This is a genomic window from Clostridium sp. 001, assembly GCF_019056555.1.
GTDB lineage: Bacteria > Bacillota > Clostridia > Clostridiales > Clostridiaceae > Clostridium_B > Clostridium_B ragsdalei.
Map to the genome: position 1 here is coordinate 4,363,494 of NZ_CP020473.1, position 11,424 is coordinate 4,374,917.

Genomic DNA, 11,424 nt, shown 5'->3' on the forward strand with positions numbered 1-11,424 from the left:
TGTTTTTAGGAGTAAAAAATGAATAACTTAATTGAAATATCAAATATTTACTATAACAATGCATTGGATTATGTAAAAAATAATAAGATTTCAAAGGCAGTTAAGTTGCTTGAAAAATGTTTAAAATATTATGCAAAAGATGTACAAACTTTAAATTTGATGGGAATTTGTCAATACATGCTCTGCAATTTTGATAAGTCCTACTTTTATTGGCGTAAAAGTTTAACGTATGATATGCAAAATAATAGAGCAGGTCATTATTTGAATTCCCTAAATAGTGATGAATTTAAGATACTTATTGAAAAATACAATTTAGCAATTGATAATATCAATAATTTGAAATATGAAGATGCGATAAATGCACTGAAAGAAATTAATCAATTAAATAAAGAATTAATTGAACCGTATGTTATGATAGGACTTTGCTATTATGGACTAGTGGAATATGATTCAGCAAAACACTATGTACAACTTGCTCTTAGTATGGATAGGGAAAATGTTAAGTGCTTAATGTATTTGAATGAAATAAACAGTAAAAATATTATATCCAGTGATAAAAACAATAAATTCAAAAGTAACAATATAATAGCAGCTTGCTGCATAATAGTTTTTTTATTGATTGCAATTGTATTATATTATGAACATAATAAATATATTCAAATGTCGAGCAAGCTTATAGAGTATAAAAATAAGCTAAATGATAGTAACCTGGCACTTGAAAAAAGTAAGTCTCAGTATAGTAAAGCAGAAAATGAATTGAAAAATGAAAATCAAAAAAATGGTTTATTTAATGTAGAAACTACATTAGATAATAAAAATGTAAAAAATAAAAAATTTAGCGGCAGCCAATCTGAAATATTTAAGAATGGTATTTCAAATTTTAAAAATCAAGAGTATAGTCAAGCAATAGACAACTTTAAATATATTGTTAGTAATGGAATAGAAGAAGATTTAGTGGCTGAATCTACATATTATTTGGCCGTTTGTTACGAAAAAAAGGGAAACTATAAAATTGCAGAAAAATATTATAGTAATTATATAAGTAAGTTTGTCGGTAAAAATTACTATGATGATTCATTATATAATTATGGATTGATGTTATACAAGCAGGGATATAAGGATAATGCAAAGAATGTTTTAAAAAAGTTACAGCAAGAGTTTCCAAATAGTATATTTATAAATTCAAAAGTTAGGTATATTTTAGATAATTAAAATTATTTTAAATAAATTGGAGGTGGCTATAATAGAAGATTTATATGATATTCTCCATATTGATAGAACAGCAGACGATAGACAAATTAAAAAAGCATATGCAAAGTTATTAAGAAAGTATCCTCCAGAGAAAGCACCTGAAGAATTTAAAAAATTAAGCCAAGCTTATGAAAGACTAATTGATCCAATATCTAGGTCAGAATATGATGCCTTTTCGCAATATAAAGATGAAATAGATGAACATGATAAAGCAGGTAGCAAGGCTTTAGAAAATGAAGATTATAAAACTGCAATAAAAGAGTATAAAAAAATATTAATTATAGAACCTAATCTAACTTTTGCAAAGAATAGATTAGGATTAGCATTAGCTTATGATGAACAATATGACGAAGCTTTAGTACAATTTGAAGAGTTAATTAAAATCAATTCTAATAATGCAACTTTTTATAGTAATCTTGCCTATGTATATAAAGAAGAATTAGATTATGATAAAGCAGAAAAAGCATGGTTAAAAGCTTATGAAATTGATCCTATAAAAGATGATATTATTTTAGCATTATCGGAATTATATATAGATAAAAAAGAATATGATAAAGCAATTGCATTTTTAAAAAATTGCATAGGAAAAAGTAAAGATGATGATTTTCAAGATTTTATATATTATTTTCAAATGGTACAAGTATATATTTTTGCACATGATATAGATGGCATAGAAAAAATAATTGATGAAATTGAGAAAATAATCCCTGATGAAACAGAATCAAGAGAATATGTGGCATGGAAATTTGGAAAACTAGCATATGAATTATATGAAGCAAAAATATATAGCTTATCTGAAAGAATATCTAAAAGGGCACTTGAAATAGATGATAGTAATGATGCAATTAAAGAATTATATAACGATTCTAAAGAGCTTAGAGAAGCATTTGATTTATATGAAACACTATCAAAAGATGAAAGAATAATTGCACCATTAAAAGGACCCATTTCATACTACTTATATGCGGATGAATATGAAAAAGATGAACTAAAAGAAAATTGTGACAAAAATATACGTGCAATACAAAGTTATGTAGATGAAGATTTTATCAATGTAATAAAATCTATTGATATATTAAAGAGTGAATACAATATATTGTATAATTATAAGCGAGAACTTTATGAAGATATATATCGCATTTCACAAGAAAATAAAAAACATGATGATCAGTGGAATAGATTAAAAGATGATACTACTGTAGTTAATAGCATTATAAAATTAATTGCATTATGGTTATCAGAAGATTTATCAGAACAGGATCGAGATAAATATTTTAAAAATATAATAGAAGACATAAATCATGAAGCTACTAATAGTATTATTAGCAGTATTAATAGAATAAAATCTAATTACCCTGATTTATATAAGTTAAATCCAGATTTTTTAGAAAAGTTAAGGTCTGCAGCTGTAAAAGATAACAATTCAAATACAGCAAATTCAACGACAAGTAACAATAGTTATAATAGCAACGATCAATCCACTACTAGAAACTCTAAAGAAATTATTATTTTTTGTGAAAATTGTGGACAAAAGCTAAGGGTTCCAGAGAACTCAGGTAGAATCATTGTAACTTGCCCAAAATGTCATAAAGAATTTAGTTATAAAGCATCAGACTTTAATGAAGAAAGTACTAATAATTCAAATACAACAGGATCAACATCAAATAATAATAGTTGTGGTAGCAGTAAACAAACAACTAATTCAAATTCATCTAATATTGGTTGTGGAACTATTATAATTTGTGCAATTATTGGGGGATTTATTGGCCATGCAACGGGATTTATTATTGGAGCTTTTATAGGATTTTATATATCATCTAAAACATAATAAGAGTAGTTTCTCAGGAAGTAGGAAAACTTGTAGAAGAATCACAAAAGCTGAGTAAAATGGTACAGAGATTTAAAATTTAAAAGAATATATACATAGATTTTAAGTAAAAATTTAACTCAGAATGCCTGTATTTTTATAGGTATTTGTATAGAGAAACTTTAAATAATTATGCAGCGGAGGAGATTTTAGAATCTGAAATTTCTTTGTCTTTGCCGATAATGCTAAATAGTACTTCTCCAATAATCAAAATTCTGCCCAAAACAAATCTTAAGGTAATATTTTCTCCTAGATGCAAAGTTAAATAAATCATAAAAGGTAAATATATAAAAAAATAAAGTGAATAATAATAATATGCTTGCTCATTTAAAAACTGAAATTTTTATTTGAAGGGATCAATTTTTATGGAAATTATATCAATTGTTTTGATCATAATAGGTTTATGTTTATTTGAAGTAGTTTCAAGTATAGATAATGCTGTAATAAATGCTGAAGTTTTATCAACCATGTCTGAAAAGGCAAAAAAGTGGTTCTTATTATATGGAATATTATTTGCAGTATTTATAGTAAGAGGATTATTGCCTTGGGCTATTGTATGGGTTACAAATCAATCTCTTGGACCTATTGGAGCATTAACTGCAACTTTCTCAAATGATCCACATATAATAGAATCTATAGAATATTCAACACCTATACTTATGCTTGGAGGCGGGGTGTTTCTTGTATTCTTGTTTCTTCATTGGTTATTTATTGAAGATAAGCATTTAGGACTTGTAACTGAAGAATTCTTTTTAAAAAATGGTACTTGGTTTTATGCTGTTGTTTCAGTTATTTTAGTTGGTATTGTAGCATTAGCTTTAAAATACAATCCAGTACTTGCTTTATCGGCTGTAATTGGATCATCTGCCTTTTTTATAACTGATGGATTTAAAAAAAATGCCGAAGAAAACGAGAAAAAATTGCTAAACAATACTAGCGAAATGTCAGATATAAGTAAAATATTGTACTTGGAGATAATAGATACTACCTTTTCAATTGATGGAGTTTTAGGGGCATTTGCATTTACAATGTCAATTCCATTAATTATATTGGGGAATGGTCTAGGGGCTATTGTTGTTAGAAAGATTACAATGGGAAGTATAGAGAAAATTAAAAAATATATTTATCTTAAAAACGGAGCTATGTACTCAGTACTGTGTCTTGGCATTGTTATGGTTCTTGAAGGATTTCACGTTGAAGTACCTGAATACATTTCACCTTTATTTACGATTTTAATAATAATATTTTTTTTCTTTAAATCAAAAATGTATGTTGAAAAAAATCTGTTGTGAAAATTAAAATATATGTTAATATTTGATTAGTTTGAGTACATAAATTTTTTATTATATGACTAAAGTCTGTATCTGTAATGGTATAGGCTTTTTTGCATTTAGAAATAAATAGAGAGGTAATAGAAATTCAATTGTAAGCGTCAAATAATTACTGAATTAAAAAAATACTACCATAAAATTATGATTGAAGTAAAGAATGGTATTGATGAGTGTATATTACAAGAACTAGATATTGACGAATCAAATTATAAAATTTGTGATAAATATTATGATATATATGATACGGATATGAATATTACACAGGCGATGAAGATAATAATGATTCGGACTTTCCAGATTAATAAGTTTTCTCATAATTGAAAATATTATGATAAGACGCCAATGGCACGTACAGAGACGAACCTAGCTGTACCTAATAGATAAAAATACAGGATTATCTTCTGATTTTGCCTTGATAAATGCTTCTTCTCCCCAGAAATACCAGTTTACTGGATTGTGTGCATGTTGAAGCAAGTATGAAGAGTTCTCATTTATTAATCTATTGGGCATACTTGTTAGGTTCATAATACCACCTCCTAGTAATATATTTTTATTATAGATTTATCTTCTAAAAAGGAAATTATTCAAAAAATAAAGTCAGCAAATTTTCATTAATACTGACAGTCAATGTCATTGTACTGGTATATAATTAAAGTAAATATAGAAGAAAAGCCTAATGATGAGCTATAGGTGAGAAGGTGATGTTAATTTGAGAAAATATAGAAAGATAAATAATGAATTGAATACTGCTGTTACGAATGGGCAAGAAATATCAAAAAGTGTCGTCTCAAATATGAATGAGTTTGTTGAAGTTAATAATAAAATGCTTGAGAATCATGAAAATTTGGATGAGATTTTTTCAGATATTGATGCTGAGTTTGTAAAAAAGACCTCAATTTTGAATCCGAAAGATCAGGTGTTCTTGTGGACGGCGGTTGCACTACAGACTGCAAGATGGGTATTGTTGCCGTCTTTTAAAGTTGATGATATATCTTTGGATTATAGTGATAGAAATGAAGCAGGAACAGAAGCTAAAAAGGGATTGAAAAATATGTTATATAGTAGCCAAGAAATATGAAAAAGAAGGTAGATTAATCTTAGAAGTAGAACAAGGTCAAAGATTGGCTTTATCATTAAAATACTTAACATTAACTACACTTAGAAAAGATATTGTTTTTGATAAAATGATAATATCTAATATTATCCCTAATATGGACAGTAGGATTTTATTTAAATATGGGCTTAATAAAAATAGTCCATATTCGCAAATTGAAGATTCTTTATGCAAAGAGGGTAAAGCTTTTGATTTGTATAGAGGTAAGCTGGATTATATATATTTATACAAATAACCCCACCGCAGCAGAATTGAAACGAAAATACTGCAACAGTACCTGTTATACTAAAGATTAGTTTTGGCGGGAATAAGATGCTGCCGAAGTTGCAAAGAAAATTCTAGAGTTCAAAAAGGTGAATCACTTACCCAAATGACTCAAGGATTTACTTCTATTAGATAGTGAAGAATAGGTTAGATATTTGCTTCTCACGACAGAACAGATTAGATGTTTTTTTGGCAAAAGAGCAGGGGAATATAGAAATTAGTGCATTAAAAATTTTCTGATATAGGGGGAAAAAATGATGAGTACGTTTGAAAGAAGTTTAAAAGGACTTTCCATCCTCAAGCAGGCTTTGCAATCTTCAGAAACAATCTTTCTGAAGCCTTCTGTCCTTTATAAATATGAGGATATCATCAGAGGCGTAACAGTTAATGGCACTCAAAAAAAAGCAGTGAATTTAAACACGACACAAGCATTTGGGAAAAAACTTACTTATGGCAATTTCTATGAAAATAAGAAAAAAGCAATGGAAGTGTGTGATGAATTTTTTCTCTCGAGAAAATACCGGATTATCAACGAAATTCATTCACATATTCGAACAAAGGAAGCAATGGATACATTTGAGCATGAATTGTATATGAATCTACAAGAGGCGCTTCTCGCTTATACTACACCTACTTTGATAGAAGAATCATATAACCGAATTCGAAAGGTGGTGGAACTCTATCTGGAGCATATCGTGTCCATGGCTAGTGAAATTGATAATGAAACTCGAAAGCTACTAACCCCGTTACTCTTTCTGCCGATAGACAGTTGGATTATTAAGAATGAATCCATTTTTGATAATGAAAGTATTTATCGATGGGGTTTGACACGTGGTTCTTCGTTCGGGGAAATTAGAAAAAAACCCTTGTTCGACGATATGCAGCGATACCTTGTGAAAAAGGCGAATGAAATAAGTATGGTGCTCGGAGCGGAATTTTATGTCATTTATTTCGATATATTCTGGAATAATCGTTTAAGTATGCCAGGTTGCAATCTATTTGGTGTACAGACTGCTAGTAGTCTAGTGAATACAAAAGCAGATATGAAAGAAACCGAACACTCTTACAAAAGGAACCTTGAATTGTCTGATTTTGCAGAAATTCAAATTAAAGAGAAGGATACATCCTATCCGCCGTTACTCAAAATAATTATTGATGAGCTTGCGGAACTGGGAATTTATAAAGAAAAATCATTCATATGCATCAAGAGAAAAAAAGGAGAGTATATTTGTGAGGCAGTTTCCCCACACGGACGACGTAAGAACATAGTCACAGTGACCTTTCCCCAATAAAATAGACATCTTAAACTCGTAATATCTCTTTATTTCGTAGATTATCATAATTTTTATGCTGCTTTTGATTTTTTATTTGAATTGTTATAATATTTTTCAGGCGTTACATAACCATTAGAAGCATGTATTCTTTGCCTATTATAAAATATCTCAACATATTCAAATACAGCAGCACGAGCTTCTTCACGTGTTTTAAAGTGATTCCCATAAAGCCATTCACATTTCATTTTACCCCAGAATGATTCCATAGGAGCATTATCCCAGCAGTTACCTTTACGAGACATACTGCATATAAATCCATACTTATTTATTAAATTTTGGTAATCATTTGAGCAATATTGTGACCCTCTGTCCGAATGTAGAATAACACCAGTTGGTCTTCCTGCACGTTGATATGCGTCATTTAATGCGTTGATTACTAATTCTTTTGTCATTCTTTCATTCATAGATAAACCAACTATTTTTTGTCCACACAAATCCATTACTGCTGCTATATAAAGCCATCCTTCATTTGTCCACAGATATGTAATATCACTGACCATTTTTTCATTAGGTTTATCCACAGTAAAATCTCGATTAAGAATATTTTTTGCTACTGGAAGTTTATGATTTGAATTAGTAGTAGCCTTAAATTTCTTTGAAACCCTTGATTTTATGCCATTCTGATTCATGATACGTTCTACTCTTTTATGATTAATAGGTTTATCATTTTTCATATTTACTATTTTAGTAATTTTAACAGAACCGAATACATTTCTATTTTCTTTGTGGATTGTTTGAATTTGTTCTAATAACTGTTTATTTTCCTTTGATCTTTGACTTTCAGGTCTTTTATCCCATGCATAGTAACTGCTTCTTGACACGCTTAAAACCTTGCACAGCTTCGCTATTCTATATTTATGGCAACTAGCCTTGATAAACTCAAACCTCTTTATTTTAGGTTCTTGGCGAAGTAGGCTGCCGCTTTTTTTAATATTTCATTTTCTTCTTTAAGATCTCTAATTTCTTTTTCTAATCTTCTTAATTTCTCATCTTCAGGCTTAAGATGTCCACTGCCAGGAAAAGGTGTATCAGGTGATTCTCTATACTTCTTTACCCATCCATGCATTGTTGTTGGTCTTACTCCTAATTCTGTTGCTATCTTATTTAATGATTCTCCAGATTTCTCTAATCTTTTTATTGCTTCAATTTTAAATTCTGCACTATATTGTTTTTTCATAACCCTACCATTCCTTTCACTTTTAATATAACACGAGTTCCTCGTGTCTATCAAAGTGGGTAAGGGTCACAGTTTGGCCAAATTATCAAGGAGGAGGAGACATCCGGATTGTCGGTATCGGAAAATATGAGAAGCGGCGTTGCTTCGACCAAAGTGATATTGGAACAAATATGCTTCGAGGAGATCTACACATGTCATATAGCAAAACGCAGTGATGACAAACAATGAAATAATAAAGGAATTAACAGATTTAGACATTGATAAGATTTTTTCTAAATAAGGATTTACACGATAGAAGCAAATGATTTAATTTACTTAAATTCCATGATATACTACAATTAGTTATGACTTAATTGTTTTAGACTAATATGGAGATAATTATGTAAAAGTAATATGAGGAGTTTTTTATAATGGGAAAAGGGAATAAATTTTTACAACTAGAAAATTATTTTAAATCATGCTCAGAAAAAAATATATATTTAACACTTAATGAAATAGAACAAATGTTGGGGTTTCCATTAAGTCCTTCTGCTTATAAATATGTAGCATATTGGCATGCAGATAATACACATACTTTTCCTAATACATGGATAAATGAAGGATATAAGCTTGAAAGTTTGGATTTAAAGAAAAAAGTTGTTTCGTTTATAAAAGTTAATGATAGTGTAAAAAAACCTCAATCTAAAATAAAATCTATAGAGTTCCAAAATTCTAAGAAAAATATTAATACTGATTTTATAATTAAGGAAATCAAAAAATTCCATGAAGAAATTAGCAGAATTAAAGATGCACGATATAAATCATGGGAGCATTGTTATAAATTTTTTAAGGAAAATAGAGAAAAGAGATTTGATGAGAATAATGTTTTTGACAAATAGGATATGATAAGAGCCTATGAAACTAAATCTATGAAGTATTTTCCCTGAAGTGACAGGTATAAAGGGTAGGTCATGTCGGCTGCTTGAGTTAAAGGATTAGGTAACAGAATCCAATATTTAATATTGTCTCAGTATTGAATTCTGTAATCATCTTCTATAACATATTTCTATTATTGTTTTTCCTTTTTCCTAAATAAAATTGCCCGACTCCAGATAACATCAAAGATAGCTGGGGCAACATTTGTTTCTGGGTTTGTATAAATCCTAAAGCCTACATAAGCGTCCTCATTGTTATCAACACCGTATGCTGATCCAGAGGGGTTACCGGTACTGTAGGGTATTATAACTTCGTTACCTTCCTCAACTTTTCTTGCCATCTTTACTGCATAATAGTATTTCGAGTTCTTATAATCTTTAGGGAAATACTCGGTGGCTGGGTACTTTGAGTTATCTGTAATATTAGCTCCGACAACGCCGTTCCAGAGCTCTTCGCCGTAAAAGCTTATGTTGAAAAATATTGCCAATCCGGATTGTACGTGGTCAACGCCATATAGTATCACAAAATCCTCATCAGTTTTTAGTTGGAATTTGTCTGTCCTTATATAGAGGCCATCTCTGTTATCATAATACACAGGAACATCCTGTAATATTCCCTCATAACCATCAAGTATCCAGAGTTTTGAATCCAGATCTATAGGTTCATATTCTTCATTTTCATATTTCCTAATTATCTCATTTCGTAAGTAATTTAGTCCATTTCTTGCATAAGGGACAATCTGAAACTCAGTGGTGCCAGTTTCATGCATCTTAAGGTTCGGTATTGGCCAGAGATTTAGATAGGGATAAGGAGTTTTTGGAGTAATACGTAATACCTTCACATAGTTTTTAAGGTTATTGATATAATCCCAGCCAGCATCATGATCTAACCAAATTGCAGCCCTCATTATAAACGAGAAAGTATCTTTTCCCTTTTCAAGCCCAATGTTCGTAAGTCCCATAGGGATGTTGTCATCGTTCATAATACCTAGATTAAATCCTGATTTAACTAGAGCATCACGCATTTGCTTGTTAATGCCTCTGTCTGCAGTTGTAATGATGATGGTGGAGCTGTTGAACGGATTTCCAGGGGCACCATAAGGTGTATTATCAGTCCAGATATTATGGTTATTGATCTGATCACCCATGCTGGCACCGATGTTGTGATAAAAACCAGTATTGTCATTGCCTGCCGTAATAGTATCACTGTAATCTTTTGAGCGTTCGTTTTTCACAAATCCAAGGTAACTTCTGTAACTAAAGTTATATGCCGATGGTGGGGTCTTTCCGATTAATACAATAGCCTCGTCAGCACGCAGCTTATAGTCCATTCCAGGTGCTGTGTACTCTATATTAGCTGGATAATTATTAGGATCCTGAGGATTATATCCTTTTGGAGGTTTCTGAGCTGGAGATGGATCTTGGTTTGGTGCCGGTGGAAGGAGATAGGTTGCATAAGGAGCACCTGCATTGTTCGCAAAGGCAGTGTCAATTTTACCTTCACTGACTAGCTTAAGTATATCTAAATACTTCAGTTTTCCTTCCTGAACAATAAAACCTCTGTCTTCTAATGTAGAGATAAAACCTGTTATCTTTGTATCCTCAGCATTTGCACAATTAGAGAATTGTCTTGAGAAGTTTCGGTTATACATTGGTGTATTAATGCAGTGAGGGCATGAATACATTTTGCAGCTATTACACATGGGGGAAAAACTATACATTGGAGTGTTAAAGTAGTAAGAATGTGTCTTATGCATATTATAATTTCCTTTCAAAGACTTTTTATCATCTTATGTTAAGTAAGTAAAATACGTGCACTAATATGTATAAATGATACGTTCTTGTGGTTATATCCAAAATGAGGAAAAAACTTGAAATAATACTTGAAATAATGTATTATCAAATAGTCATCGGATAAAAGTAGACAAAAACTGAAATAAAAAAAGTGAAGAAGATATAGAAGAAAATCTTGAGCAGAGAGCTTGAAAAAATCAATAGATTTTTTTATTGTATAAGAACATATTATAGATAAAAGTTAGTAATATGAATGGTTTGAAGCCCTTGAATGTACATACATTCGAGGGCCTTCCTGGTGCGCCCAGCATGGGCGCTTACTCGTCGGTGAAAGTCCGATATGGGGGTTGATAGTGCCAACCGTTAGCTTAAGACAAG

8 protein-coding genes and 1 pseudogene are annotated in these 11,424 nt (G+C 30.4%); 6 read left to right on the top strand and 3 right to left on the bottom strand.

What is annotated here, in order from left to right:
* The first annotated feature begins 18 nt into the window (after nt 1–18).
* From B5S50_RS20305 to B5S50_RS20315, 3 genes are all read left to right on the top strand, one after another.
* Nucleotides 19–1,212 carry a tetratricopeptide repeat protein gene (locus B5S50_RS20305; RefSeq protein WP_065077988.1) on the top strand — a complete coding sequence of 398 codons (1,194 nt, stop codon included), beginning with the start codon at nt 19–21 and terminating at the stop codon, nt 1,210–1,212.
* A 22-nt stretch (nt 1,213–1,234) separates the two neighbouring features.
* Nucleotides 1,235–3,079: a DnaJ domain-containing protein gene (locus B5S50_RS20310; protein ID WP_154104964.1), complete on the top strand. Its 1,845-nt coding sequence runs from the start codon at nt 1,235–1,237 to the stop codon at nt 3,077–3,079.
* Between the two features lie 404 nt (nt 3,080–3,483).
* On the top strand, nt 3,484–4,410 hold the full coding sequence (locus B5S50_RS20315) for a DUF475 domain-containing protein (RefSeq protein WP_065077986.1): 927 nt from the start codon (nt 3,484–3,486) through the stop codon (nt 4,408–4,410).
* Nucleotides 4,411–4,815: 405 nt separating this feature from the next.
* Here the strand turns inward: B5S50_RS20315 and B5S50_RS20320 are convergent.
* Nucleotides 4,816–4,974 (bottom strand): annotated as a pseudogene (locus B5S50_RS20320) (DUF255 domain-containing protein); the annotation flags it as partial.
* A 184-nt stretch (nt 4,975–5,158) separates the two neighbouring features.
* Here B5S50_RS20320 and B5S50_RS20325 point away from each other — a divergent pair.
* Nucleotides 5,159–5,527, top strand: a complete 369-nt coding sequence (locus B5S50_RS20325; protein WP_065077980.1) for a hypothetical protein — start codon at nt 5,159–5,161, stop codon at nt 5,525–5,527.
* A 557-nt stretch (nt 5,528–6,084) separates the two neighbouring features.
* A complete protein-coding gene (locus B5S50_RS20330; protein ID WP_217302700.1) occupies nt 6,085–7,119 on the top strand; it encodes a hypothetical protein in 1,035 nt (344 codons plus the stop codon).
* A 53-nt stretch (nt 7,120–7,172) separates the two neighbouring features.
* Here B5S50_RS20330 and B5S50_RS20335 read toward each other — a convergent pair.
* Nucleotides 7,173–8,338 (bottom strand): IS3 family transposase gene (locus B5S50_RS20335; RefSeq protein WP_243121154.1). Its coding sequence is split into 2 segments (ribosomal slippage): nt 7,173–8,080 and nt 8,080–8,338, totalling 1,167 coding nucleotides; the frame shifts between segments, so codons are not numbered across the junction.
* A gap of 410 nt (nt 8,339–8,748) precedes the next feature.
* Between B5S50_RS20335 and B5S50_RS20340 the strand changes: the two genes are divergently transcribed.
* Nucleotides 8,749–9,216 (top strand): hypothetical protein, encoded by a 468-nt coding sequence (locus B5S50_RS20340; protein WP_065077977.1) that lies wholly within the window; start codon nt 8,749–8,751, stop codon nt 9,214–9,216.
* Between the two features lie 170 nt (nt 9,217–9,386).
* On the opposite strand, the gene B5S50_RS20345 is transcribed toward B5S50_RS20340, so the two are convergent.
* Nucleotides 9,387–11,009 carry a hypothetical protein gene (locus B5S50_RS20345; RefSeq protein ID WP_217302701.1) on the bottom strand — a complete coding sequence of 541 codons (1,623 nt, stop codon included), beginning with the start codon at nt 11,007–11,009 and terminating at the stop codon, nt 9,387–9,389.
* Between the last annotated feature and the right edge of the window lie 415 nt (nt 11,010–11,424).